The 23,241-nt window shown below is 70.9% G+C and carries 23 protein-coding genes; 8 read left to right on the forward strand and 15 right to left on the reverse strand.

Annotated elements, in window-relative coordinates; translation table 11 throughout:
* Positions 1 to 71 precede the first annotated feature (71 nt).
* Both ACZ7NC_RS12715 and ACZ7NC_RS12720 read left to right on the forward strand, forming a co-directional pair.
* Positions 72 to 1,349: a thymidine phosphorylase gene (locus ACZ7NC_RS12715; protein WP_471487483.1), complete on the forward strand. Its 1,278-nt coding sequence runs from the start codon at positions 72 to 74 to the stop codon at positions 1,347 to 1,349.
* A gap of 95 nt (positions 1,350 to 1,444) precedes the next feature.
* Entirely contained in the window at positions 1,445 to 2,029 is a 585-nt protein-coding gene (locus tag ACZ7NC_RS12720) for a Uma2 family endonuclease (protein WP_471487484.1), read from the forward strand.
* Positions 2,030 to 2,032: 3 nt separating this feature from the next.
* On the opposite strand, the gene ACZ7NC_RS12725 is transcribed toward ACZ7NC_RS12720, so the two are convergent.
* On the reverse strand, positions 2,033 to 2,953 hold the full coding sequence (locus ACZ7NC_RS12725) for an AEC family transporter (protein WP_471487486.1): 921 nt from the start codon (positions 2,951 to 2,953) through the stop codon (positions 2,033 to 2,035).
* 164 nt (positions 2,954 to 3,117) lie between these two features.
* Between ACZ7NC_RS12725 and ACZ7NC_RS12730 the strand changes: the two genes are divergently transcribed.
* Positions 3,118 to 3,504 carry an STAS domain-containing protein gene (locus ACZ7NC_RS12730; RefSeq protein ID WP_471487488.1) on the forward strand — a complete coding sequence of 129 codons (387 nt, stop codon included), beginning with the start codon at positions 3,118 to 3,120 and terminating at the stop codon, positions 3,502 to 3,504.
* On the opposite strand, the gene ACZ7NC_RS12735 is transcribed toward ACZ7NC_RS12730, so the two are convergent.
* Together ACZ7NC_RS12735 and ACZ7NC_RS12740 are read right to left on the reverse strand one after the other, a co-directional pair.
* The gene (locus ACZ7NC_RS12735) at positions 3,388 to 4,407 is read right to left on the reverse strand and encodes a sigma-70 family RNA polymerase sigma factor (RefSeq protein ID WP_471487489.1); all 1,020 of its coding nucleotides are present in this window, start codon (positions 4,405 to 4,407) and stop codon (positions 3,388 to 3,390) included. The genes ACZ7NC_RS12730 and ACZ7NC_RS12735 overlap by 117 nt on opposite strands.
* 173 nt (positions 4,408 to 4,580) lie before the next feature.
* Entirely contained in the window at positions 4,581 to 5,855 is a 1,275-nt protein-coding gene (locus ACZ7NC_RS12740) for an MFS transporter (RefSeq protein ID WP_471487490.1), read from the reverse strand.
* A 63-nt stretch (positions 5,856 to 5,918) separates the two neighbouring features.
* On the opposite strand from ACZ7NC_RS12740, the gene ACZ7NC_RS12745 reads away from it, so the two are divergent.
* The gene (locus ACZ7NC_RS12745; RefSeq protein ID WP_471487492.1) at positions 5,919 to 6,878 is read left to right on the forward strand and encodes a LysR family transcriptional regulator; all 960 of its coding nucleotides are present in this window, start codon (positions 5,919 to 5,921) and stop codon (positions 6,876 to 6,878) included.
* Between the two features lie 51 nt (positions 6,879 to 6,929).
* Here ACZ7NC_RS12745 and ACZ7NC_RS12750 read toward each other — a convergent pair whose 3' ends face one another.
* Positions 6,930 to 7,691: an alpha/beta hydrolase gene (locus tag ACZ7NC_RS12750; protein WP_471487493.1), complete on the reverse strand. Its 762-nt coding sequence runs from the start codon at positions 7,689 to 7,691 to the stop codon at positions 6,930 to 6,932.
* A 134-nt stretch (positions 7,692 to 7,825) separates the two neighbouring features.
* Here ACZ7NC_RS12750 and ACZ7NC_RS12755 point away from each other — a divergent pair, with 134 nt between their 5' ends.
* Both ACZ7NC_RS12755 and ACZ7NC_RS12760 read left to right on the forward strand, forming a co-directional pair.
* Positions 7,826 to 8,989 carry an adenosine deaminase gene (locus ACZ7NC_RS12755; RefSeq protein WP_471487495.1) on the forward strand — a complete coding sequence of 388 codons (1,164 nt, stop codon included), beginning with the start codon at positions 7,826 to 7,828 and terminating at the stop codon, positions 8,987 to 8,989.
* Between the two features lie 138 nt (positions 8,990 to 9,127).
* Complete coding sequence (locus tag ACZ7NC_RS12760) at positions 9,128 to 9,514, forward strand: ATP-binding protein (RefSeq protein WP_471487496.1); 387 nt, start codon at positions 9,128 to 9,130, stop codon at positions 9,512 to 9,514.
* Between the two features lie 101 nt (positions 9,515 to 9,615).
* Here the strand turns inward: ACZ7NC_RS12760 and ACZ7NC_RS12765 are convergent, their stop codons facing one another.
* The 5 genes from ACZ7NC_RS12765 to afsQ1 form a co-directional block, all read right to left on the reverse strand.
* Positions 9,616 to 9,825 (reverse strand): PspC domain-containing protein, encoded by a 210-nt coding sequence (locus ACZ7NC_RS12765; protein WP_471487498.1) that lies wholly within the window; start codon positions 9,823 to 9,825, stop codon positions 9,616 to 9,618.
* 109 nt (positions 9,826 to 9,934) lie between these two features.
* Complete coding sequence (locus ACZ7NC_RS12770) at positions 9,935 to 10,486, reverse strand: VanZ family protein (RefSeq protein ID WP_471487500.1); 552 nt, start codon at positions 10,484 to 10,486, stop codon at positions 9,935 to 9,937.
* A gap of 137 nt (positions 10,487 to 10,623) precedes the next feature.
* Complete coding sequence (locus ACZ7NC_RS12775; protein WP_471487501.1) at positions 10,624 to 11,235, reverse strand: hypothetical protein; 612 nt, start codon at positions 11,233 to 11,235, stop codon at positions 10,624 to 10,626.
* Positions 11,235 to 12,815: an ATP-binding protein gene (locus ACZ7NC_RS12780; RefSeq protein WP_471487503.1), complete on the reverse strand. Its 1,581-nt coding sequence runs from the start codon at positions 12,813 to 12,815 to the stop codon at positions 11,235 to 11,237. The genes ACZ7NC_RS12775 and ACZ7NC_RS12780 overlap by 1 nt, the downstream gene beginning before the upstream one ends.
* On the reverse strand, positions 12,812 to 13,489 hold the full coding sequence (gene afsQ1 / locus ACZ7NC_RS12785; RefSeq protein WP_471487504.1) for a two-component system response regulator AfsQ1: 678 nt from the start codon (positions 13,487 to 13,489) through the stop codon (positions 12,812 to 12,814). Before afsQ1 ends, ACZ7NC_RS12780 begins: the two co-directional genes overlap by 4 nt.
* Before the next feature lie 266 nt (positions 13,490 to 13,755).
* Between afsQ1 and ACZ7NC_RS12790 the strand changes: the two genes are divergently transcribed.
* A complete protein-coding gene (locus ACZ7NC_RS12790; protein ID WP_471487506.1) occupies positions 13,756 to 14,502 on the forward strand; it encodes a SigE family RNA polymerase sigma factor in 747 nt (248 codons plus the stop codon).
* Positions 14,503 to 14,734: 232 nt separating this feature from the next.
* Here ACZ7NC_RS12790 and ACZ7NC_RS12795 read toward each other — a convergent pair whose 3' ends face one another.
* The 4 genes from ACZ7NC_RS12795 to deoC all read right to left on the reverse strand — a co-directional run bounded on the left by ACZ7NC_RS12795 (position 14,735) and on the right by deoC (position 18,872).
* On the reverse strand, positions 14,735 to 15,370 hold the full coding sequence (locus ACZ7NC_RS12795; protein ID WP_471487508.1) for a uridine kinase family protein: 636 nt from the start codon (positions 15,368 to 15,370) through the stop codon (positions 14,735 to 14,737).
* A 184-nt stretch (positions 15,371 to 15,554) separates the two neighbouring features.
* On the reverse strand, positions 15,555 to 16,475 hold the full coding sequence (locus ACZ7NC_RS12800) for an aldehyde dehydrogenase family protein (protein ID WP_471487510.1): 921 nt from the start codon (positions 16,473 to 16,475) through the stop codon (positions 15,555 to 15,557).
* Positions 16,468 to 17,904 carry an aldehyde dehydrogenase family protein gene (locus tag ACZ7NC_RS12805; RefSeq protein ID WP_471487511.1) on the reverse strand — a complete coding sequence of 479 codons (1,437 nt, stop codon included), beginning with the start codon at positions 17,902 to 17,904 and terminating at the stop codon, positions 16,468 to 16,470. Before ACZ7NC_RS12805 ends, ACZ7NC_RS12800 begins: the two co-directional genes overlap by 8 nt.
* A gap of 5 nt (positions 17,905 to 17,909) precedes the next feature.
* Positions 17,910 to 18,872: a deoxyribose-phosphate aldolase gene (deoC, locus tag ACZ7NC_RS12810; RefSeq protein ID WP_471487531.1), complete on the reverse strand. Its 963-nt coding sequence runs from the start codon at positions 18,870 to 18,872 to the stop codon at positions 17,910 to 17,912.
* Between the two features lie 491 nt (positions 18,873 to 19,363).
* Between deoC and ACZ7NC_RS12815 the strand changes: the two genes are divergently transcribed.
* Positions 19,364 to 20,056: a PH domain-containing protein gene (locus tag ACZ7NC_RS12815; RefSeq protein WP_471487512.1), complete on the forward strand. Its 693-nt coding sequence runs from the start codon at positions 19,364 to 19,366 to the stop codon at positions 20,054 to 20,056.
* 51 nt (positions 20,057 to 20,107) lie between these two features.
* Here the strand turns inward: ACZ7NC_RS12815 and ACZ7NC_RS12820 are convergent, their stop codons facing one another.
* Positions 20,108 to 21,304: a hypothetical protein gene (locus tag ACZ7NC_RS12820; protein WP_471487513.1), complete on the reverse strand. Its 1,197-nt coding sequence runs from the start codon at positions 21,302 to 21,304 to the stop codon at positions 20,108 to 20,110.
* Positions 21,305 to 21,457: 153 nt separating this feature from the next.
* The gene (locus ACZ7NC_RS12825) at positions 21,458 to 23,089 is read right to left on the reverse strand and encodes a phospho-sugar mutase (protein WP_471487515.1); all 1,632 of its coding nucleotides are present in this window, start codon (positions 23,087 to 23,089) and stop codon (positions 21,458 to 21,460) included.
* Positions 23,090 to 23,241: the final 152 nt, after the last annotated feature.

Genomic DNA, 23,241 nt, shown 5'->3' on the forward strand with positions numbered 1-23,241 from the left:
CTGAGTTGATCCTGCGATCGGCTCGGAGGGGCCGTACCACTTCTGGAACCCTCGGAAGGAAAGCCATGGCCATGGACGCCATCTCCGTCATCCGCACCAAGCGGGACCGCGGTGAACTCAGCGACGAGCAGATCGACTGGGTCATCGACGCGTACACCCGCGGGGAGGTCGCCGACGAGCAGATGTCCGCGCTCGCCATGGCGATCCTGCTCAACGGCATGAACCGCAGCGAGATCGCCCGCTGGACGGCCGCGATGATCGCCTCCGGCGAGCGGATGGACTTCTCGTCCCTGTCCCGCCCGACGGCCGACAAGCACTCGACGGGTGGCGTGGGCGACAAGATCACGCTCCCGCTGGCTCCTCTGGTTGCGGCCTGCGGCGCGGCGGTCCCTCAGCTCTCGGGCCGGGGCCTCGGCCACACCGGCGGCACCCTGGACAAGCTGGAGTCGATCCCGGGCTGGCGGGCCCTCCTGTCGAACGAGGAGATGCTGTCGGTACTGGACGGCACGGGCGCGGTGATCTGCGCGGCGGGCGACGGCCTGGCCCCGGCGGACAAGAAGCTGTACGCCCTGAGGGACGTCACGGGCACGGTCGAGGCGATCCCGCTCATCGCGTCCTCGATCATGTCGAAGAAGATCGCGGAGGGCACGGGCTCGCTGGTTCTGGATGTGAAGGTCGGCACGGGCGCCTTCATGAAGACGATCGAGGACGCGCGCGAGCTGGCGTCCACGATGGTGGGCCTGGGTACGGACCACGGCGTCAAGACGGTCGCGCTCCTCACGGACATGTCCACGCCTCTCGGCCTCACGGCGGGCAACGCCCTGGAGGTCCGCGAGTCGGTCGAGGTCCTGGCGGGCGGCGGACCGGCGGACGTGGTGGAACTGACGATCGCCCTGGCCAGGGAAATGCTGGAAGCGGCAGGTGTGCGTGACACCGACCCGGCGAAGGCCCTGGCCGACGGCTCGGCGATGGACGTCTGGCGGCGCATGATCGCGGCCCAGGGCGGCGACCCGGACGCGGAACTGCCGGTGGCGCGCGAGCAGCACGTCATCAAGGCCCCCTCCTCCGGCGTCCTGACCCGCCTCGACGCCTACGACATCGGCGTCGCCGCCTGGCGCCTGGGCGCCGGACGCGCCCGCAAGGAGGACCCGGTGCAGGCGGGCGCGGGCGTCGAGCTCCACGCCAAGCCCGGTGACACGGTCACCGAGGGCCAGCCCCTGCTGACCCTGCACACGGACACGCCGGAGCGCTTCGAGTACGCGCTCCAGGCGGTGGAGGGCTCGTACGACATCGCCGCGGCGGGGACGGACTTCACGGCTTCGCCGGTGGTGCTGGAACGTATCGCCTGACCAGGCGATCTCCCTTTCGGGTGAACGGGATCGGTGGACCCCCACCGGTCCCGTTCGGCATGCTGGGATCGGTGACGCCCCGATAGGAGACCGCCATGAGCGCACTCACCGTGAGCCAGGACCCCGACCAGAACTGGGACGACCTCGTCCGGTTCTGGGAGGAGATGGAATGGCCCGAGGGCAGCAAGGTGGAGATCATCGAGGGGATCATCACCGTGTCACCTGCTCCCGCATCCCGCCACAACGTGATCGCGGAACGAATTCAGCGTCGCCTCTACTCCGCGATCCCCGAGGACTGGGGGATCTTCCAGACACTGGCGATCGCCGTGCCGTCACGTCTGGGCATGCTCATCCCTGACCTGCTCGTGGCGCCCGTGCAGGAATGCGCGGAGGCGGAATCCCACATCCCGGCAGCCCTGGCCGAACTCGTCGTCGAGGTGACCTCCAAGTCCAACGCCCAGCACGACCGCGTCAGCAAGCCCGCCGCCTACGCCACCGCCGGGATTCCGCTCTGTCTGCTGATCGACCGCTGGGCCCCCGGAGGGCCCACGGCTACGCTCTTCGGAGAGCCGAAGGGCGATGTCTACCGTGTGCTGAGAGCAGTCAAATTCGGTGACCCCATCGAGCTCCCGGACCCGTTCAACGTGACGATCGACACCGGCGAGTTCCCCGTCGACTGACCGTCAGCCCAGCGAGGCAGCCACCACCACCAGCACCGGCACCGAGATCACCGTCGACAGCAGGATCGAGTCCCGTGCCAACCGCTCACCCACCCCGTAACTCGACGCATACGTGAACAGGTTCTGCGCGGCCGGCAGTGCCGAGGTCACCACCACGTCCAGCAGCGGAGCGCCCCGCAGGCCGAAGACGCCCGCCGCCAGTGCCCAGGCCGCCGCGGGCTGGCCGACCGACTTCAGGGCGACCGAGAGGAACACCGGGTGACGGTCGGGACCCCGGCCGGGCATCGTGCTGCCGCACAGGGAGATGCCGAAGGCCAGCAGGACCGCCGGGACCGACATGCCGCCGATCAGGGTCAGCGGGTCCAGGACGGGGGCCGGGATCCGCAGTCCCGTCGCCGACACCGCCACGCCCGCCAGTGAGCCGAGCGCGATCGGGTTGCGCAGCGGCGTCAGGAGGCGGCGCCACAAGGGGCCCTGCTCGCCGCCGCCGGACAGGTCGAGGATCGTCAGGGCGATGGGTGTGACGCCGACCAGCTGGAAGAGCAGGACCGGCGCGACCAGTGACGCGTCACCCAGGACGTACACCGCGATCGGGATGCCGAGGTTGCCGGAGTTGACGTAGCTGGAGCACAGGGCGCCGATCGTCGTACGGCCCACGCCCCAGTGCCGTACGGCACCCACCGCGACGAAGACCCCGGCCGCCGCGGCCGTGCTGAGCGCCGTCACCAGGAGACGGCTGGAGAAGATCACCGAGAGGTCGGTCTGCGCGAGTGTGGTGAACAGCAGGGCCGGGGACGCCACATGGAAGGCCAGCTTGGTGAGGACCTCGCGACCGTGGACGCCGAGGTAGCCGCGTCGGCCGATCGCGTAACCCACCCCGATGACGACCGCGATCACCGCGAATCCCGTCAACACCCCTTGCACGGGGCCTCCATGGCGGGGAGGGGAGCGCAGGGTATTCGGGGGCCTGCTGATACATGGGGCATACAGCAAACCCTCCGGGGAAGGAGGGCACCGGGTCAATGTGATCCCGGTCGGCGGACACCCCGGCGAGGCACGCAGCGGGGAGCGGGGGAACTTCGGCCGCGATGAGTTATCGGTTTCCGCCCGGTCTACCGATCGTGGACGCCATGACACCCGCTGTACTCGTGCTGGCCGGCCCCGTCACCCGGGATGAGGTGGCGGGGCTGTGCGACGACGTACGGGACCGGCTTCAGGCCGGTGGGGCGAGTGTCGTGGTGTGTGATGTGGGCGGGCTCGGACCGCCGGGACTGGGCGTCGTGGATCTGCTGGCACGGCTCCAGCTGGCCGCACGGCGGGCCGGGGGCCGGATCCGGCTGCGCGACCCCGACCCCGCGCTACACGCCCTCCTCGACCTGGTCGGTCTGCGCTTCGAGGTGGAGGGGGAGGTCGAACAGCGGGAACCAGCGCTTGGTGTCGAGGAAGCAGTGGAACCCGGTGATCCGGCCGTCTGAGATCTCCAGCACCTGCACGGCCCACGGGGTGAAACCGCCCGCCTCCGGGTCCGGCTTGTACTGGGCGAAGCCCGGCAGCCCGTTGACCTGGACCGGCACCAGACGCGAGCCCGCGCAGGGGGCGCCGAGCGTGGTCATGAAACCGGTGATGTCCTGGACCCCGGTCAGCCACAGGTCGAACGGCGGCATCGTCATGATGGCGTCCTCGTGCAGCAGCGCCGTCAGCGCCGTCATGTCGTAGCCCTCGAAGGCCGCGACATAGCGGTCCAGGAGCTTTTGCTGCTCCTCGTCCAGCGGGTCGGAGACGGTGGCCCCGGCGCCCGGCTGCTCCCGCTCGGCGAGCGTCGCGCGCGCCCGCTGCAGGGCGCTGTTGACCGACGCGACGGTGGTGCCGAGCAGCTCGGCGACCTCGCTCGCCTTCCAGGCCAGCACCTCGCGCAGGATCAGCACCGCCCGCTGCTTGGGCGGCAGCTGCTGGAGGGCGGCCATGAACGCGAGCCGCACCGACTCCTTGGCGACCGCCGCCTCCGCCGGGTCCTCGGTCGTGGGCAGCACCCGGCTGTCCGGCATCGGCTCCAGCCAGGTGTTGTCCGGGCGGGGCGAGAGCGCGGCCCGGGCCAGCGGCGTCGACTCCGTCAGGTCCATGGGCCTCGCCCGCTTGTTGCCCGCCGTCAGCATGTCCAGGCACACGTTCGTCGCGATGCGGTACAGCCACGACCGGAGACTGGAACGCCCCTCGAACTTGTCGTAACTCCGCCAGGCCCGCACCATCGTGTCCTGCACCGCGTCCTCGGCCTCGAAGGACGAGCCGAGCATGCGGTAGCAGTACCCGGTCAGTTCGACTCGGTGTTTCTCCAGCCTGATGTCGAGGTCCGTTGTCGTAGTCGCCGTGCCGTCGCTCATCGTCCACCCACCCCTGTGGCCGTGCTGTGTCGCGCCATCGCGCCCAGTACTTGGAAGCTACCGCAGCCCACTGACAACGGCCCCCGGAGCGGACGAACACCCAGGTGAGAGGCGTACAAAAGCCGATCCCCCCGACCGGCCGACCCCGGTCGGGGGGAAGCGGGACATGCGACTCAGGCCATCGCCTGCTGGGCCCTCCGGCCGGCCCTGGCCGCACGTGTTCCGAGGACGGTGATCGTCACGACGCCGAGCACCGCCAGCAGGCCGACGCCGACCGTGCCGGTCCAGCCGCCCGTGTGGAAGGCGAGGGCGCCCACCGTGCTGCCCGCGCTGGAGCCGACGTAGTAGGCGGACTGGTAGAGGGCGGCGGCTTGGGCGCGGCCGCGGGTGGCCGTCTTGCTGACGGCCGAGGACGCCACCGCGTGGCCCGCGAAGAAGCCGCCGGTGATCAGGACCAGGCCGAGCAGGACCATGGGGAGCGAGTCCGCCAGGGACAGCAGCAGGCCGGTCGCCGTGGTCGCGCCCGCCGCGTACAGGGCGCCCCGGCGGCCCAGACGGCCCACCAGGCGGCCCGCCGTGGACGCCGAGACCGTACCGACCAGGTAGACCAGGAAGATCGAGCCGATGATGCCCTGCGGGAGCGAGAACGGGGCTTCCGTCAGGCGGTAGCCGATCACCGTGTACACGCCGCCGAAGACCGTCATGAACAGCGCGCCGATCGCGTACAGACGGCACAGCAGCGGGTCGGAGAGGTGTTCGCGGACCGTGCGGGCCAGGACGCGCGGGCGCAGGGAGCCCGGCTTGAAGTGGCGCGGTGCCGGGAGCAGGAGGCGGAACGCCACCGCGCAGGCCACCGCGATCGCGCCGATGACGCCGACCGCGACCCGCCAGCCCCATTCCTGGGCGACCCACCCCGTGATCACCCGGCCGCTCATGCCGCCGACGCTGTTGCCCGCGACGAACAGGCCGATCGCCGTGATCAGTGCCTTCGGGCGGACCTCCTCGGCCAGATACGCCGTCGCCGACGCCGGGAGGCCGGCCAGCGCGGCGCCCTGGACCGCCCGGAGCACGACCAGGGCGGTCAGGTTCGGCGCGAAGGGGACCAGGAGTCCGACGGTCACCGCGACCGCCAGGGACGCCGTCATGACCGTACGGCGGCCGTACCGCTCCGAGATCGCGCTCATGGGCAGGACGAAGAGAGCCAGCCCGCCGGTCGCGGCCGCCACCGTCCAGCTCGCGTCGCTCGCCGCCACCCCGAACTCGCCCGAGATCAGCGGCAGAAGGGCCTGCGTGGAGTACAGCAGCGCGAAGGTCGCGACACCGGCGAGGAAGAGGGCGAAGCTCATCCGGCGGTAGCCGGGGCCGCCCGGGGCCATACGGGAGTCGACGACTGGGACTGCGGGTGTGGCGCCCACGATGGTGGACGCCTCGGTACTGGCGGGAGACATGCTTCGAAGTTACGTACGGCCCCGCTCATCCGTCCAATGCATGGAATCGCCATAATCGTTCCCATGGCGCATCAGCAGAGGTCACAGGATCGACTGTCACCATCCAGTGACACAGAAGACATGGCTGAGATGTCGAGGTTGCTCGCCCCGCGCCTCGCCTACTTCGCCGGAGTCGCCCGTACCGAGCACGTCACCCGGGCCGCCCAGGAGATGCGGGTCCCGCAGTCCACGCTCTCGCGTGCCATGGTCCGCCTCGAACAGGACCTGGGCGTCGAACTGTTCGCCCGCCACGGCCGTACGGTCTCCCTGACCCCGGCCGGCCGTACCTTCCTGGGGTCGGTCGAACGTGCCCTCGCCGAGATCGAGCGTGCCGCCGAGGAGGTCCGCGCCGACGCCGACCCGGCCACCGGCAAGGTCGCCTTCGGCTTTCTGCACACCATGGGCGCGGAGACGGTACCCGGTCTGCTGCACGCCTTCCGCGCCGACCACCCCCGCGTCCGCTTCAGCCTCGTCCAGAACTACGGCGAGGCGATGATCGAGCGGCTGCGGGCCGGCGAACTCGACCTGTGCCTGACCTCTCCGGTGCCGGACGCCCCCGACCTGGTGGCCCGCCGTCTGGACGAGCAGAAGCTCCGGCTCGTCGTCCCCGCCGACCATCGCCTGGCCTCGCGCAGGCGCATCCGTCTGGCGGAGGCGGCCGACGAGATCTTCGTGACGCTGGAGCCGGGGTACGGCCTGCGCCGGATCACCGACGACCTGTGCAAGGAGGCGGGCTTCAGACCGCGGATCGCCTTCGAGGGGGAGGAGGCGGAGACGCTGCGCGGACTGGTGGCGGCGGGCCTCGGGGTCGCCCTCCTGCCGCCGCCCGCCGTGCCCCGCCCGGGGGTCGTGGAACTGACGGTCACGGCGCCGAGAGCGGCGCGGGAGATCGGCGTCGCCTGGCTGGCGGACCGCCCGGACACGCCCCCGGTGGCGGCGTTCAAGAAGTTCCTGCTGTCGAGGAGGGGAAGCCTGTTGCCCTGAGGGGTGCGGGGACCGCCCGACGAGCGACAGGAACGACGCGTCCCGGCGGCGCTATCTGCGCAGCGACTTGCCGAATCCCGCGGCCAACGGCATCCGCAGGCCCAGCGGCGGCGGAGCCGCGAACGCGTCCGCCACCGGTCGGGAGAACGCCCTCCCGAACAGCACCCCCATGACGAAGTCCTGTGCCAGGGCGAGGACTTCGTCCCGGTGCTGGTGCAATCCGTGCCGGTCGGAGTGCACTTCGAACCGGCACACGTCCCGGTTCGCCTTCTTCGCCCGCTCCGCCAGCCGGAACGACAGTTCGGGATCGGTTCGTTCGTCGTTGGTGCCGTGCACGATCATCACCCGTCTGCCCCCAAGCTGTTTCACCGGTTCGGGGGCTGCCGCCATGTCCTCCTCCGGCAGCCAAGGGGCGATCGCCAGCACGGAGTTGACAGCCTCGTGGCCACCGGCGTGCAGGGCCGCCCTGCCGCCCATGTCGATGCCCACGAGGCACACGGGGACGTCTCCGTACCGCCGTACGGTCTCGTCGGCCGCCCACAGCGCGTCGCTCGCGAGGTTCGCGGCGTTGCCGTTCCAGCCGCGGAAGCGGTAGCGGACCACATGTGTCGCCAGGCCCTCCTCGCGTCCCGCCCGCGTCAGACGGCGGCCCAGCGTCCGTACGTAGGAGGTCGCCAACAACGGTGCCGGCTTGCGATGTGATACCTCGTCACCTCCGGGCAGCAGAAGTACCACTCCGCTCACCGCCGTCGGCTCCGGCCCGATCGCCCTGCCCAGCCGGACCCTGCGAACCGGCGTCGCTTGGTGTGCCATGACAGAACAGTGTCAGAAGCATGGGTGTACGCCACCCGTCCTTGGGATCACCGTTACGTATCGACGGATCAGTACCGGCAGGGAAATGGGGTGTTCAGGGGGTGATCTACGCGCGTAGGCGTTACAGTGCGGAAATGACGAGCGAGACTGCCCAGAAGGCGAACACCCCGAGCTCGGACCAGATCCGCCGGGCGCCGAAGGTTCTGCTGCACGATCACCTCGACGGCGGGCTCCGCCCCGGCACCGTCGTCGAACTCGCCCGCGAGACGGGCTACACCCAGCTCCCCGAGACCGACCCCGACAGGCTCGGCGTGTGGTTCAGCGAGGCCGCCGACTCCGGCTCATTGGAGCGGTACCTGGAGACCTTCTCCCACACCGTCGCAGTGATGCAGACCCGCGACGCCCTGGTCCGGGTCGCGCGCGAGTGCGCCGAGGACCTCGCCGAGGACGGCGTCGTCTACGCCGAGGTGCGCTACGCGCCCGAACAGCACCTCGAAGGCGGTCTCAGCCTCGAAGAGGTCGTCGAGGCCGTGAACGAGGGCTTCCGTGAGGGCGAGGCGCTCGCGCGCCAGAACGGCCACCGCATCCGCGTGGGCGCCCTGCTCACCGCCATGCGGCACGCCGCCCGCGCGCTGGAGATCGCCGAACTCGCCAACCGCTACCGCGACCTCGGTGTCGTCGGCTTCGACATCGCGGGCGCCGAGGCCGGGCATCCGCCGACCCGGCATCTCGACGCCTTCGAGTACCTCAAGCGCGAGAACAACCACTTCACCATCCATGCGGGCGAGGCCTTCGGGCTGCCGTCCATCTGGCAGGCCCTGCAGTGGTGCGGCGCCGACCGGCTCGGGCACGGCGTGCGCATCATCGACGACATCCAGGTGCATGCCGACGGCTCCGTGAAGCTCGGGCGGCTCGCGTCGTACGTACGGGACAAGCGCATCCCGTTGGAGCTGTGCCCCAGCTCCAACCTCCAGACGGGCGCCGCCGACTCCTATGCCGCCCACCCCATCGGGCTGCTGCGCCGGCTGCACTTCCGGGCGACTGTGAACACCGACAACCGGCTGATGTCCCACACGAGTATGAGCCGGGAATTCGAGCATCTTGTCGATGCATTCGGTTACACGCTCGACGACATGCAGTGGTTCTCCGTCAATGCGATGAAATCATCGTTCATTCCTTTCGATGAACGGCTCGCGATGATCAATGACGTCATCAAGCCCGGATATGCCGAACTGAAGTCCGAGTGGCTGTTCCGGCAGACCGCCTCTACCAGCGGTTCTGCCGAAGAGTCCGGCTGACCTGGGGCCTTGTGGTCACACGGAATGCGGGCGGCATTCACAATCCATCCTCATTTCGATGTTTGCGGCCGGGTGCGGGGCGTGTTTACGGTCGAGGACCGCTTACATCCCCGTAACCAATTTTCGAGGACGCATTTCATGAAGCAGTCTGCTGCCAAGACCCTCGGTGTCGCCGCTCTCGGTGCCGCTTTCGCCGCCGCGGGCGCGGGTGCCGCGAACGCCGCGCCGGTCGCGCCGGACGCCGCCGGCTCGGCGCTCGACACCGTCACCAGGACGCTCCCCGCCGAGAACCTCTCGCAGACGGCGCCCGGTGCCGGTGCGGGTCTGGCCCAGGGGCAGGAGGCGCTCGCCACCGGACTGTCGACCGCGCAGCCGGCTGCCGAGCAGGCGGTGGCCGGTGGGCCGACCGAGGTGGTCGCCGGGCTGCTCGGCGGACTGCCGGTGCAGGGTCTGCCGACCGAGGGGCTGCCCACCCAGGGCCTTCCCACTCAGGGGCTGCCGCTGAACGGGCTGCCGCTCGCCTGAGTCCGCTGCCGGGTTCGTCTCGGTCGAGGTGGGCTCGCGACGCGCCGCTGGGGCGTACCCCTTGGACACGGGGTGCGCCCCAGCGGCGTTGTGCCCGGTGTTCACCAGGCCGTGCGGGTCCTGTTCGCCTTGTCCTCCGAGGGGAGCAGGATCCACAGGGCTATGTAGAGCAGGAACTGCGGGCCCGGGAGCAGGCAGGAGATCAGGAAGATCACGCGCATCGTCGTCGCGGAGGTGCCGAAGCGTCGCGCCAGCGCGGCGCACACTCCGCCGATCATGCGGCCGTTGGTGGGTCGGGCGAGCGCGGTCATGGTGCGGCTCCTTCGTGAGCGTCGGCCCAAGGCCTCCCTTGTGGGGCCTTGCGAGTGGTTGCCTCATCTGACATCCACACTACGAAGACGAACCGGGCAAAGCGTCCCTCTATGGAGCTATCCCGACCCTGGGAATCGTCGGGGTCCGACCCTGAGAGGTCTCCTCCTGGGGGACCGTGGCCCGGTGTGTGCGCTCGGACCTGCGGCGGAAGTGGATGCGGGCCGCCGGGACGATCGTCGCGTGCGCGAGGGCCACGCCGAGCGTGTTCAGGAGCAGCGAGTCGACGTCGACGATCTGGCCGGGGACGCCGGTCTGCAGCAGCTCTATGCCCAGGGAGATCAGGGCGCCCGCGGCGACCGTGCGGACCAGGGAGCCGAGGGGGGAGGCGGTGAGCCTGCCGTGGGCCATCGGGATCAGTACGCCGAGGGGGGCGAGCAGGGCGAGCCCCTCACCGATGCGGCGGGCGGCCTCCTGCCAGCCGAGTGCCAGGTCGGCTCTGATGCCGGCGAACGGTTGCAGATTCGCCGGCGTCACCCAGGGGACGTCCAGGGGGCGCAGCGTGAGCCAGGCGACGAAAGCGAGGTGCGCGAGCAGGAGGATGCCTCCTGTCGCACGGATGCGGATTGCGGCGGTGCCGCCGATGGAGCCTTGACGCTGCACGCCCCCCTAGACGCGCCCCCCGGCGGGATCGGTTCCGGGGGGTGGTGCGTTGGTGGGGTGAGGTGTCCGACACACGACTGCCGAGGGTGTGTGGGGGCGGGACGCCTGCGGCGGCCCGCTGCGCCGAGTGGAGGCGCTCAGGCGTCCGTCACCTCGATTGACGGGGGCTCGTTGCTGCCCGGCCTTGTGCGGACCTCGTCCGTGCACTCGTAACGGCGTGGGGGGTCCTGGGTGGGGCCGCCCAGGATCACCGAGCCGTCGCCCTCCGCGGCCGATGAGTCCGAGAAGGTGCAGACGATCTGGGCGAGGGCGTAGGACGTGAGGTCGTCGGGCGGGGTGCTCAGGCGGAGGGTCTCCTCCGGGTCGTCACGGCGTGGGCCCGATACGCCCATCGCGCCTCTGACGTCCGTGGTGTAGCCGGCCTCCTTCTCGGCGGCGGACGGTGTCGCCTCGAGTTGGTCGAGCAGGCCCTGGGCCACCAGGACGCGTCGGGCCGAGTCCGCCGTGCCGTCCGGTACGCGTACGGTGCGGTCCACGGCGACCAGTTGTGAGCCGCACAGCAGGAAGACCTGCACGGGGAGGCCGCGCGCGGCCTGCGTCGACACATCCGGTTCGGAGAGGGAGCAGCGCACGCGGGAAGGGGCCGGGCCGAAGTCGGTGGGGACCTCGGTGGAGCGTATGCCGCAGCCGGAGAGCACGGCGGCCGACAGCGCGGAGAGGGCCAGGAGGCGGTGGCCGAGCTTCTGCATCAGACGTCCCCCTTCTTCTCGTCGTCGGCGTTCCCGCCGTTGCTGCCGTTCGTCTGCTGCTCCAGTTCCGAGGTGTCCCTGGGCAGGGTGAGGGTGAAGACCGCGCCGCCCTCCGGGGAGTTGGCGGCGGTGATCTCGCCGCCGTGGATGTGGGCGTTCTCCAGGGCGATGGACAGGCCCAGGCCGCTGCCCTCGGAGCGCGGGCGGGAGGCGCTGGCCTTGTAGAAGCGGTCGAAGACGTGGGGGAGTACGTCCTCGGGGATGCCGGGGCCGTGGTCCTGGACCTTGATGACGATCGAGTCGGGGGTGTAGGCGACCGAGACACGGACCGGGGAGCCACCGTGCTTGAGGGCGTTGCCGATCAGGTTGGCCAGGATGACGTCGAGCCGGCGGGGATCGACGCGGGCCATGACGCCGCGCTCGGCGTCCAGGTCGACCGCGTCCAGCCAGGCCCGGGCGTCGATGCAGGCCGTGATCTGGTCGGCGAGGTCGACGTCGTCGAGGACCAGGCGGGCCGTGCCCGCGTCGAAGCGGGTGACCTCCATCAGGTTCTCGACCAGGTCGTTGAGCCGACGGGTCTCGCTGACCACGAGGCGTACGGCGGGCTCGATCATGGGGTCCATCGAGCCGGACTCCGCCTCCAGCTCCTCCTCCAGGACTTCGGTGACAGCGGTGATCGCGGTGAGCGGGGTGCGCAGTTCATGGGACATGTCGGCCACGAAGCGGCGGGACGAGTCGTCCCGCGCGGCCATGTCGGCGACCCGCTTCTCCAGTGCCGCGGCGGCGTTGTTGAACGTCCGGGACAGATCGGCCAGTTCGTCCGTGCCGGAGACGCGCAGCCGGGTGTCCAGCTTGCCCTCGCCGAGCCGGCGGGCGGCGACGCCGAGGCGCTGCACCGGCTTCAGTACGGTCGTGGCGGCGGCCTGCGCGAGCAGTGCCGAGCCGATCAGGGCGAGGCCGGTGGCGATGCCGAGCGACCAGGCGAGGGAGTTGAGGTCCTTGGCCTCCTGCTCCAGGGACTTGAGCATGTACCCGGTCGGACCGCCGCCGTTGACCCTCGTGCCGGCGATCAGGTACGGGGTGTCGTCCTCCACCATTCGCTGCCAGTACAGGTGGTACTCGGCCTTGTTGGCGGAGTCGACCTGCTGCTTCTCGTTCACCGCCGTGCGCAGGGACTTCGGTACGTCCGCGAGCGTGAAGCCGTCCAGGCCGCCCGAGCTGCCGTAGGCGGGACTGCCTTCGGCGTCCTCGGCCACGAGCAGGACGCTGAAGCGCTGGCTGCTGTTGGCCATCTGGCCTGCGGTGTGCTGGAGTTCGTCCTGTGTCGGCTCCTCGGGGAGCAGGCCCGCGCGGTTCTGCATCTCCTGCTCGAAGTCGCGCAGCACCGCGTCCTGGGTACGGGTCAGGACCGCCTCGCGGTTGAGCCAGTACGCGATCCCGGACGCGGACACGGCGGCCGTGAGCGCGACCAGGCCGAAGACGACCACGAGCCGCAGTCGAAGACTGGTGAACCGCAGCCTCGACCACACTCCCTTACGAGCCGCGAACCAGCCGCGGACCCCCCCTTGCGTCTTTGTCACTGAGGCGTGTCCAGGCGGTAGCCGACACCACGGACGGTACGGATGAGGGTGGGGGACGACGGGACGTCCTCGACCTTGGCACGCAGCCGCTGGACGCAGGCGTCGACGAGACGGGAGTCGCCGAGGTAGTCGTGCTCCCAGACCAGGCGCAGCAACTGCTGGCGGGACAGGGCCTGGCCCGGCCGGCGGCTCAGTTCGAGCAGCAGGCGCAGCTCGGTCGGGGTGAGCTGGAGGTCCTCGCCGTTCTTCGTCACCGTCATCGCGGCGCGGTCGATGACGAGGCTGCCGAAGATCGCCGCGTCGTTCGACTCCCGCTCCCCGCGGCGCAGCACGGCCCGGATCCGGGCGTCCAGGACACGCCCCTGCACGGGTTTGACGACATAGTCGTCCGCGCCGGACTCCAGTCCGACCACGACGTCGATGTCGTCGCTGCGCGCGGTCAGCAGGATGATCGGCAGCTGGTCGGTGCGCCGGATGCGCCGGCACACCTCGAACCCGTCGATGCCGGGCAGCATCACGTCCAGCACGATCAGGTCGGGCCGCTGCTCACGCAGCAGTTTCAGACCGTCCTCGCCGGTGGCAGCGGTGGCCACACGGTGTCCCTGGCGCGTCAGTGAGAGCTCCAGGGCCGTACGGATGGCGTCGTCGTCCTCGATCAGCAACAGGGAAGGCACGGGGGTCATTCTGGCCCATGCGGGGGTGGTCTTTCGACACCTGTACGAGCAGTAGGGATACGTGCGCGTAGCGCTGTTGGCTGTGCTCGCGCTGTGCCGGTGCTGGGGGCGGGCTCCGGCACAGGCCCCTGTGACAGGTCTGTGACAGTCGGCGGACACGGCCATGAAGGTGCCCGGGCAAGCTTCTCGGCACAGGCAAGGAAGCAAGCCGCACGACAGCAAGACGAACGAGCAGAACACCGGAAGTCCACGACGGGGGGCGCGAGATGAACACGCTGCACGGCACCAGCACCAGCGCAGTGATCACGCGTCTGCACGACGTGCACGGGGGCCGGGGTTCGGAGAAGTCCGGTGCCGTGAGCGGGCGGGGGTGCGCTCGCGGCACCGGGCGTCAGCACACCGCGTACATGACGGTGGTTGACGGTCTCACGGGGGAAACGCACGGGGGAGACGCGTCCAGGGAGGACTCGGGGGAGTGTCGTCGCTCGCTGTCGGAGGCGGAGTTCACCGCCTACGTCCAGGAGCGCCGCGCCTCCCTGTACGCAACCGCCTACCACCTCACCGGTGACCGTTTCGAGGCCGAGGACCTGCTGCAGAGCGCGCTGTTCTCGACGTACAAGGCATGGGACCGGATCAGCGACAAGGCCGCGGTCGGCGGATACCTCCGCCGCACCATGACCAACCTGCACATCAGCGCGTGGCGCCGCCGCAAGCTGAACGAGTACCCGACCGAGGAACTGCCGGAGACGCCCGGCGACACGGACGCGATGCGCGGCACCGAGCTGCGCGCGGTCCTGTGGCAGGCGCTGGCCCGGCTGCCCGAACTCCAGCGGACGATGCTGGTCCTTCGTTACTACGAGGGCCGCACCGACCCGGAGATCGCGGAGATCCTCGACATCAGTGTCGGCACGGTGAAGTCCAGCATCTGGCGGTCGCTCCGCCGGCTGCGCGAGGACGAGGTCCTCAGCTTCGGCCGTGACGAGGAGGACGCCTTCGGGGAGCTTGTCGCCTGAAGGTCCGGGGGGACCGAAGGGGGAGCGGTAACAAGTGGGGGGACCACGGGGGTCGGGGGGCCAACGGGGGACCCTACGGGGGCCCAGGGGGGGACCCGGGGGGAAGCACGGGGGAAACGGGGGACGCTCCACCACGGGGGAAACGGGTGGGGCACAGCGAGAGCGGGGCTGGAGGGCCGGGGGGTCCGTCCAGTCCCGTTCTTGTCGTGGGCGGAGAGGGTGCCGGATTCGTTCAGGTGGCCGGTGTCGCCGCCGGGCGGCGGCCCGCCGCTGCCGCGGTCAGGCGGGCCAGGGCCTCGTCGCGGTCGCAGGCGTGGGCGCCCAGGGACGTCTGGTGGGCGATGATCGAGCGTTCCAGGCGCATCAGGCGCCAGCCGCGGCGCAGCAGGAAGGGCACCGACTTGCGGCCCTCCTTCAGGTCGCGCAGGAAGCGGCGGCGGAAGGTCCGGGCCGGACCGCGGCTCAGGCACAGCGCGTCGGCCAGTACGCCCAGTTCCCGGCAGCGCGTCACGATCTCGGCCGCGAAGATGCCCTCGGCGATGAAGAGGGGGGTGCGGCCGATGTCGACGCTCTCCTCGCCGGTGCGGGCGCTGAGGGAGATGTCGTAGAGCGGCACGTTCGTACGGCCCGTGCCGCACAGTTCCGTGATCGCCGCGACGGCCGTGTCGGCGTCCCACGAGTCGGGGTGGTCCCAGTCGATGTCGGAGCTCCCGGGGACCTGGGGCAGAGTCGGGTCGTCGCCCTCTTTGTAGAAGTCGTCGAGCCGCAGTACCGGAAGACCGGAGCGGGCGGCGAGCAGGGACTTGCCGGAGCCGGAGGGGCCGCAGAGCAGCACGACTCGCGTCGGTATGGGCGATGGGGAACTCACGGGACACCAGTGTGAGGCATGGCCCGGCCCGGACACGACCCGGCGTACCGCGTTTGAAGCGCGCGTCACACCTCGACTACATCTCGCGTTCACCTCGACACCCTGGGTGTCGGCGCGATGGCAGAGAGCCGCGCTCCCCCTGGACGGAGGGGGAACGCGGCTCTCCGGTTCGAGGGGCCCGCTCTCAGTAGGAGGAGCCCGACGCGCCCAGCGAACCCGTGGGATGCCAGACCGTCTTGGTCTCCAGGAACGCCGTCATGCGGTCGATGCCGGGAGTCGCCGACCAGGCGACTTCATCCACAGGCTGTGGACGCAGAACGCGCTTGAGGTTGTCCGCCGCGGCGACCTCCAGCTCCTTCGCCAGTACGTCGTCGGCGCCGGCCAGATCGATCGCGCTGACGTCCTGGTGCGCGGCCAGCGGCGTCGCGATCTCCGCCGTACGGCCGGAGAGGACGTTGACGACACCGCCGGGCAGGTCGGAGGTGGCGAGCACCTCGCCCAGCGACAGCGCCGGGAGCGGGGCCTTCTCGGACGCCACCACGATCGCCGTGTTGCCCGTCGCGATCACCGGGGCGAGGACCGAGACCAGGCCCAGGAAGGAGGACTCCTGGGGGGCCACGACCGCGACCACACCCGTCGGCTCGGGCGAGGAGAGGTTGAAGAACGGGCCCGCGACCGGGTTGCCGCCGCCCACGACCTGGGCGATCTTGTCCGTCCAGCCCGCGTACCAGACCCAGCGGTCGATCGCCGCGTCGACCTGCGCGGCGGCCTTGGACTTGGACAGGCCCTCGGCGTCGGCCACCTCACGGACGTACTGGTCGCGGCGGCCCTCCAGCATCTCGGCGATGCGGTAGAGGATCTGACCGCGGTTGTACGCGGTCGCGCCGGACCAGCCGCCGAACGCCTTGCGTGCGGCGACCACGGCGTCACGGGCGTCCTTGCGGGACGAAAGCGGTACGTTCGCCAGCCAGTTGCCCTTGGAGTCGGTCACCTCGTACACCCGGCCGCTCTCGGAACGCGGGAACTTCCCGCCGACGTACAGCTTGTAGGTCTTGAAGACGGAGAGCCGCTCGGCGCGCTCGGTCTTGTCGTTCTTCTCAGACATCGAGGTACGCCTCCAGGCCGTGGCGGCCGCCCTCGCGGCCGAAGCCCGACTCCTTGTAGCCGCCGAACGGCGAGGTCGGGTCGAACTTGTTGAACGTGTTGGACCAGACGACGCCGGCGCGGAGTTTGCCCGCGACGGCGAGGATCCTCGACCCCTTCTCCGTCCAGATGCCCGCCGACAGGCCGTACGGGGTGTTGTTGGCCTTGGCGACGGCCTCGTCCGGCGTACGGAAGGTCAGGACCGACAGCACCGGGCCGAAGATCTCGTCGCGGGCGATCCGGTGCGCCTGGGTGACGTTCGTGAACAGCGTCGGGGCGAACCAGTAGCCGCTCTCCGGGATGTCACAGGCCGGCGACCAGCGCTCGGCGCCCTCCGACTCGCCCTGCTCGACGAGCGTGGTGATGCGGGAGAGCTGCTCCTCGGAGTTGATCGCGCCGATGTCGGTGTTCTTGTCGAGCGGGTCGCCCAGGCGCAGCGTGGAGAGCCTGCGCTTGAGGGACTCCAGCAGCTCGTCCTGGATCGACTCCTGGACCAGCAGCCGGCTGCCGGCGCAGCAGACCTGGCCCTGGTTGAAGAAGATCCCGCTGACGATCCCCTCGACCGCCTGGTCGATCGGGGCGTCGTCGAAGACGATGTTGGCGCCCTTGCCGCCGAGCTCCAGGGTGACCTTCTTGCGGGTGCCGGCGATGGTCCGCGCGATCTCCTTGCCGACGGCCGTGGAGCCGGTGAAGGCGACCTTGTTCACGTCCGGGTGCGCGACGACCGCGGCGCCCGCGTCGCCGTAGCCCGGAAGGATGTTGACGACGCCCTTGGGCAGACCGGCCTGGCGGCAGATGTCCGCGAAGAAGAGCGCGGACAGGGGGGTCGTCTCGGCGGGCTTCAGTACGACCGTGTTGCCGGTCGCGAGCGCCGGGGCGATCTTCCAGGCCAGCATCAGCAGCGGGAAGTTCCAGGGGATGACCTGGCCCGCGACACCCAGCGGACGCGGGTCGGCGCCGAAGCCGGCGTGGTCGAGCTTGTCGGCCCAGCCCGCGTAGTAGAAGAAGTGCGCGGCGACCAGGGGGAGGTCGGCGTCGCGGGTCTCCCTGATCGGCTTGCCGTTGTCCAGGGTCTCCAGGACGGCCAGCTCACGGCTGCGCTCCTGGATGATCCGGGCGATGCGGAACAGGTACTTCGCGCGCTCGGAGCCGGGCAGCGCCGACCACTTCACGAAGGCCTTGCCGGCGGCCTTCACGGCGCGGTCCACGTCCGCCTCGCCGGCCTGGGCGATCTCGGCGAGGACCTCCTCGGTGGACGGCGAGACGGTCTTGAAGACCTTGCCGTCGGCGGCCTCCACGAACTCGCCGTCGATGAACAGGCCGTACGACGGCGCGATGTCGACGATCGAGCGGGACTCGGGGGCCGGTGCGTATTCGAATACCGATGCCATGGTGATCAGTCCACCGTCACGTAGTCGGGGCCGGAGTAGCGGCCGGTGGCCAGCTTCTGACGCTGCATCAGCAGGTCGTTCAGGAGCGAGGAGGCGCCGAAGCGGAACCAGTGGTTGTCCAGCCAGTCCTCGCCGGCGGTCTCGTTGACCAGGACGAGGAACTTGACGGCGTCCTTGGTCGTCCTGATCCCGCCGGCCGGCTTCACGCCCACCTGGATGCCGGTCTGGGCACGGAAGTCGCGCACCGCTTCCAGCATAAGCAGGGTGTTCGCGGGGGTGGCGTTGACGGCGACCTTGCCGGTGGACGTCTTGATGAAGTCGGCGCCCGCCAGCATGCCGAGCCAGCTCGCGCGCCGGATGTTGTCGTACGTCGACAGCTCGCCGGTCTCGAAGATGACCTTGAGGCGGGCAGACGCCCCGCAGGCCTCCTTCACGGCGACGATCTCGTCGTACACCTTCATGTAGTTCCCCGCGAGGAACGCCCCGCGGTCGATGACCATGTCGACCTCGTCGGCGCCGGCCGATACGGCGTCCCGGACGTCGGCCAGCTTCACGCCGAGGGCGGCGCGGCCGGCCGGGAAGGCGGTGGCGACGGAGGCGACCTTCACGCCGGACCCGGCGACGGCCTCCTTGGCGGTGGCCACCATGTCGGGATAGACGCAGACGGCCGCGGTCGACGGAGTCGTACGGTCGGTGGGGTCGGGGTGGACCGCCTTGGCGCCGAGCGCCCGGACCTTGCCCGGGGTGTCCGCGCCTTCCAGCGTCGTCAGGTCGACCATCGAGATGGCGAGGTCGATGGCGTACGCCTTGGCGGTCGTCTTGATGGAACGGGTACCGAGGGCCGCCGCGCGCGCCTCCAGACCGACCGCGTCGACGCCGGGCAGCCCGTGGAGGAAACGGCGCAGCGTGCTGTCGGACGCGGCGACGTCCGTGAGGGCGTGAGCTGCGGCAGATGCATTGGTGGGCATGGTCACCAGACGAGCATATCTACGCGCGTAGCGGCTGTACACCCCGGGGAACGCATCCGTAGCGGCCCGATCTGTGAAACACCGGGCGGCGGATCCGCTTGATGCCGGGCAGCCGCACGCCGCCAGGGGCGCGGGGAACTGCGCGACCGGCCGCACGCGACCCGCACTCGCGAGCGTCGCAGGGCTGTACACCTCGAGGGCGGATCTGAGGGGCGGATTCGATTGAGGTCGGGCAGCCGCACGCCGCCAGGGGCGCGGGAACTGCGCGACCGGCCACACGCGACCTGCACTCGCCGAGGGTCGCAGGGCTGTACACGCCGGAGGTGCGGATCTGAGGGGCGGATCCTATTGAGGTCGGGCAGCCACACGCCGTCAGGGGCGCGGGGAACTGCGCGACCGGCCACACGCGACCCGCACTCGCACACTAACCGCAGCCCTACGACGAATGGGCGCCCGCCCGAGCGCCGCAGGCGTACGGCACAATCGGCCCCATGACGACCCCTGAGCATCAGCCCCCCACCCCGGACCCCGCATCGAAGGACCGGGTCTACCGCTCACCCATGGGCATCGTCGGCGGTGTCCTGCTGCTGGGTATCGCGCTCTGGCTCGGCATCGACGCCCTGGTGCGCGGCGAGGGCCGCACCCAGTGGCTCGCGCTCGCCGCGCTGATCCTCATCGTGCCGGTGGTGGCCGCCTTCACCCTGCGCCCGGCGGTGTACGCCAACGAGGAGCGGCTGCGCATCCGCAACCCGCTCCGCGTGATCGTGCTGCCGTGGGGGCAGATCGCCGCGCTGCGGTCCGGCTACTCGAACGAGGTCGTCACCAAGTCCGGCACCAAGTTCCAGCTCTGGGCGGTCCCGGTCTCGCTGCGGGCCCGCAAGAAGGCGGCGCGGCGCACGGCACGGGCGGCCTCGGGGCGCGGCGCCTCCGCACGCGGTGATGGTCTTGGCGGCGGTGCGGGGTTCGGCGGGCTCGGGTTCGGGGCGCCGCGAGGGGACATCGACGCGGACGGGCCGATGCGGGCCGAGACCGACAAGGTCATGGACGATCTGCGCGAACTGCTGGAGCACCGGGAGCAGGCGGAGTCCGCGCAGGGCGAGGTGACCGTGCGCTGGGCCTACGAGGTGGCGGGGCCGGCCGTCGCCGGGGCCGTGCTGCTGGTGATTCTGCTGGCGGTGACCTGAGCGGCCCACCTTGGGAACGCCGCCCCCGGTGAACCGGCCCGCGTGCGGGTCTCAGGGCGCGCTCGGCCACACCAGCGCCATGTACGCGCCCCAGTACGCCGACCCGGCCACCGCCACCGCTAGCGCCAGGGTGCGGTAGCGGCCAGAGGCGCGGGAGAGGTGCAGGGCGAGGGGGAGCAGGAGCGGGAAGGCGGGGAGGAGGAAGCGGGCGCGCGGGAAGTAGACGCCGCCGCTGCCCAGGACGATCGTCAGCAGTACGGCCGTGAAGACCAGCAGCGCGGCCGGCTGCCGGTCCCACACCGCGAGCCCGAACAGCACCACCGACGCGAGCAGCGTGAGCGTCACCATCACCAGGAACAGCTCGGGCGTCGAGTCGCGCGCCAGCAACTGCCGCATCAGGTCCAGGGTTTCGCGGCCGCCGTCCAACTCATTGTGCCACAGCCGCTGTACGGCGAAGTAGCCGTCCCAGCGGCCCACGCGCAGGCCCACCCAGCCGACGTATCCGCACCAGCCGAGCGGGGCGATTACGGCGGCCGCGAGGGCTCGGAGGGAGAAGCGGCGGCGCAGCGCGAGCAGGGCCGCCACCGTGACGGCTGCCGCCACCGCGACGCCGGTCGGGCGAGTGACACCCGCGAGTGCGGCGAGCCAGGCGGCGGTGAGCAGGCGGCCGGTGAGGGCGGCGTACAGGGACCAGGCCGCGAGCGCGGTGAACAGGGACTCGGTGTAGCCCATCCACTGCACCAGGCCGACCGGGAGCGCGCCCCAGAGGGTGGTCAGCAGGACACCGACCGCGCGGCCGTGCAGACGGTCGCCGACCGCGAACACTCCCCACGCGGCGACGAGGGAGGCGATGACGGCGACGGCGAGTCCGGTGCTCGCGCGGGTGCCCGGGGTGAGCGCCGCGAACGCCTTCACGAGGGTGGGGTAGAGCGGGAAGAAGGCCAGGTTGTTGGCGCTGGGCGCGGTGCCGAGGTCATGTGCGTAGCCATGGTCGGCGATGCCGAGATACCAGTCGGCGTCCCACTGCGTCGCCAGGATCGGCCAGACACCGTGACCGCGGCGGTGCGCCCAGACGGTGAGGAGCAGCAGGCCGGTGCCGCGTACGGCGACGTAGGCGAGGAGAGCGGGGGCCGCGCGGCGCAGGGCGGGAAGGGGTGTGGGGAGGCCCTGCGGTGGAGGGCGGGAACCGGGGGCGGTGGTCGCTCGGGTGGTCGTTCGGGTGGTCGGCCGGGATGCGGTCGTGGACACGCGCGGCTCCAGGCGGTTCGGCGGTGCGTTTCCCGTCCACCGTTGCCCGCGGGGTGGGGCGGGGCGCGGAGGGTGCGTCAATCGCCGGGGGAAACGCCCGAAAGGGTGCCCCTGGATGGAGGCACCCTTTCGATCAGGAAGTCGTCGTACGGCTCAGATGCCCGCTGCCGCCGAGAGGTCCCGCTTGATCGTCGCCAGCAGGTCGGCCGCCTTGGCGCGGGCGGCCGGGAGGTCGGCGTGCGTCGCGACCGGGACGACGACCTCCAGGTAGCACTTCAGCTTGGGCTCCGTGCCGCTGGGGCGGACGATGACGCGGGCGCCTTCGAGCGTGTAGCGCAGGCCGTCGGTGGGCGGGAGGGTGTCGGTGCCCTTCGTGAGGTCCTCGGCGCGGGTGATGGCGAGGCCGGCGAGCTCGGTGGGGGGCTGCTCGCGCAGCCGGCGCATGGCGTTCGCGATGACCGAGAGGTCCTGGACGCGGACCGAGAGCTGGTCCGTGGCGTGCAGGCCGTGCTCCACCGCGAGGTCGTCCAGGAGGTCGAGGAGCGTGCGGCCCTCGGCCTTGAGGACGGAGGCCAGCTCGGTGATCAGCAGGGCGGCCGTGATGCCGTCCTTGTCGCGTACGCCGTCCGGGTCGACGCAGTAGCCGAGGGCCTCCTCGTAGCCGTAGCGCAGGCCGTCGACGCGGGCGATCCACTTGAAGCCGGTGAGGGTCTCCTCGTAGCGGAGGTTCGCCTTCTCGGCGATACGGCCGAGGAGGGAGGAGGAGACGATCGACTCGGCGAAGGTGCCCTGTGCTCCGCGGCTGACCAGGTGGGCGGCGAGGAGGGAACCGACCTCGTCGCCGCGCAGCATCCGCCAGTGCTCGCCGTCCCTGACGGCCACCGCGCAGCGGTCGGCGTCGGGGTCGTTGGCGATGACCAGGTCGGGGTCCGTCTCGTGGGCCTTGGCGAAGGCCAGGTCCATCGCGCCGGGCTCTTCCGGATTGGGGAAGGCGACGGTGGGGAAGTCCGGGTCGGGGTCGGCCTGCTCGGTGACCAGGGCGGGGGTGGGGAAGCCGGCGCGTTCGAAGGCGGCGAGGAGGACGTCCTTGCCCACGCCGTGCATCGCCGTGTAGACCGTGCGGGCGGTGCGGGGGGAGTCGGGGGCGAGGACCGCGTCCGTGCGGGCGAGGTAGGCGTCGAGGACGCTGTCGTCCAGGGTCTCCCAGCCTTCGGTCGGGCGGGGGACGACGGTGAGGGACGGAACCGCGGCGATCTCCCGCGCGATGTCGATGTCCGCGGGCGGGACGATCTGGGAGCCGTCGCCGAGGTAGACCTTGTAGCCGTTGTCGCGGGGCGGGTTGTGGCTGGCGGTGACCTCCACGCCGGCCGCGGCACCGAGGTGCCTTATCGCGTACGCGAGGACCGGGGTGGGCAGGGGGCGGGGGAGTACGGCGGCGCGCAGGCCCGCGCCCGTCATGACGGCGGCCGTGTCGCGGGCGAAGTCCTCCGACTTGTGGCGGGCGTCGTAGCCGATGACGACGAGGCCGCCCTCCTGGCCCTGCTTCTTGAGGTACGCGGCGAGACCGGCGGCGGCGCGGATGACGACCGTGCGGTTCATGCGCATCGGGCCGGCGCCGAGTTCGCCTCGCAGGCCCGCGGTGCCGAACTGGAGGGTGCCGCTGAAGCGGTCCGCGAGCTCGTCGAGGTCGCCGGATTCGATGAGCTTGGCGAGCTCGTCGCGGGTCTCCGGGTCGGGGTCCTCGGCGAGCCATGCCTGGGCCCGGGCGATGAGGTCGTCGTGCACGTCGGGTCAGCCTCTCGTTGTCGGGTGGTGCGGGTGCGATGCCTGCGGCGGCCTGTGCGGGATCGGTGGGGGTGCGGGTAGCGCCTGCGGGTGCGTTGTGGGTCGGGGCCGGGGTGGGGGGGGGGGGGCCCCACACGAGAGGAGAAAACCCA

This window comes from Streptomyces sp. NPDC111802, assembly GCF_055634335.1.

Coding starts and splice junctions, on each gene's coding strand:
- ACZ7NC_RS12720 (WP_471487484.1), top strand. CDS start 1,445: ATGAGCGCACTCACCGTGAGCCAGGACCCCGACCAGAACTGGGACGAC.
- ACZ7NC_RS12805 (WP_471487511.1), bottom strand. CDS start 17,904: ATGGCATCGGTATTCGAATACGCACCGGCCCCCGAGTCCCGCTCGATC.
- ACZ7NC_RS12755 (WP_471487495.1), top strand. CDS start 7,826: ATGACGAGCGAGACTGCCCAGAAGGCGAACACCCCGAGCTCGGACCAG.
- ACZ7NC_RS12745 (WP_471487492.1), top strand. CDS start 5,919: ATGGCGCATCAGCAGAGGTCACAGGATCGACTGTCACCATCCAGTGAC.
- ACZ7NC_RS12800 (WP_471487510.1), bottom strand. CDS start 16,475: ATGTCTGAGAAGAACGACAAGACCGAGCGCGCCGAGCGGCTCTCCGTC.
- ACZ7NC_RS12815 (WP_471487512.1), top strand. CDS start 19,364: ATGACGACCCCTGAGCATCAGCCCCCCACCCCGGACCCCGCATCGAAG.
- ACZ7NC_RS12760 (WP_471487496.1), top strand. CDS start 9,128: ATGAAGCAGTCTGCTGCCAAGACCCTCGGTGTCGCCGCTCTCGGTGCC.
- ACZ7NC_RS12735 (WP_471487489.1), bottom strand. CDS start 4,407: ATGAGCGACGGCACGGCGACTACGACAACGGACCTCGACATCAGGCTG.
- ACZ7NC_RS12740 (WP_471487490.1), bottom strand. CDS start 5,855: ATGTCTCCCGCCAGTACCGAGGCGTCCACCATCGTGGGCGCCACACCC.
- ACZ7NC_RS12775 (WP_471487501.1), bottom strand. CDS start 11,235: ATGCAGAAGCTCGGCCACCGCCTCCTGGCCCTCTCCGCGCTGTCGGCC.
- deoC (WP_471487531.1), bottom strand. CDS start 18,872: ATGCCCACCAATGCATCTGCCGCAGCTCACGCCCTCACGGACGTCGCC.
- ACZ7NC_RS12715 (WP_471487483.1), top strand. CDS start 72: ATGGACGCCATCTCCGTCATCCGCACCAAGCGGGACCGCGGTGAACTC.
- ACZ7NC_RS12730 (WP_471487488.1), top strand. CDS start 3,118: ATGAGTTATCGGTTTCCGCCCGGTCTACCGATCGTGGACGCCATGACA.
- ACZ7NC_RS12765 (WP_471487498.1), bottom strand. CDS start 9,825: ATGACCGCGCTCGCCCGACCCACCAACGGCCGCATGATCGGCGGAGTG.
- ACZ7NC_RS12790 (WP_471487506.1), top strand. CDS start 13,756: ATGAACACGCTGCACGGCACCAGCACCAGCGCAGTGATCACGCGTCTG.
- ACZ7NC_RS12750 (WP_471487493.1), bottom strand. CDS start 7,691: ATGGCACACCAAGCGACGCCGGTTCGCAGGGTCCGGCTGGGCAGGGCG.